This is a genomic window from Arthrobacter sp. AQ5-05 (assembly GCF_003287975.1).
Taxonomy (GTDB): domain Bacteria; phylum Actinomycetota; class Actinomycetes; order Actinomycetales; family Micrococcaceae; genus Paeniglutamicibacter.
In genome coordinates this window covers 1-355 of record NZ_QMKQ01000102.1, presented here as the reverse complement: position 1 = coordinate 355, position 355 = coordinate 1, and the positions used below count along the sequence as shown (strand labels likewise).

The following is a 355-nucleotide window of genomic DNA, read 5'->3' as shown; positions in this document are numbered from 1 at the left end:
CGGCACAGTTCATCCTTGAATTCCTGGCTGAACCTGCGTCGTGTTGGTGACATTTCGGTGATTCCTCATTCCGGTGAACCCCATCATTTCATGGGGCACCACTGTCCGAAATATCCAGAGCAGCCCACACCATGCCCCACAACTGTCACCGATGTGGTGAGACATCAACCGTCACCGAAGTCCTGAGGCAGAACTGTCACCGATGACCCGAGACATCACACAATTTTCGTAACTGGTCAGGGGGTGGCGGGTAGCCAAGGATCCCCGGCGAACAATTCACCCAAGGCATCGAACACGTTTTTGCCTTGCTTCAGAGCGGTGCCCACATAGGAACGCACGGCCAGGAATGCCTCGG

General features: G+C 55.5%; 1 protein-coding gene. It reads left to right on the top strand.

All coding sequences use genetic code 11. The features are described from left to right. The coding region (locus tag DQ353_RS22080; protein ID WP_220094088.1) for a hypothetical protein at positions 1–186 on the top strand (186 nt) is incomplete at its 5' end. Positions 187–355: the final 169 nt, after the last annotated feature.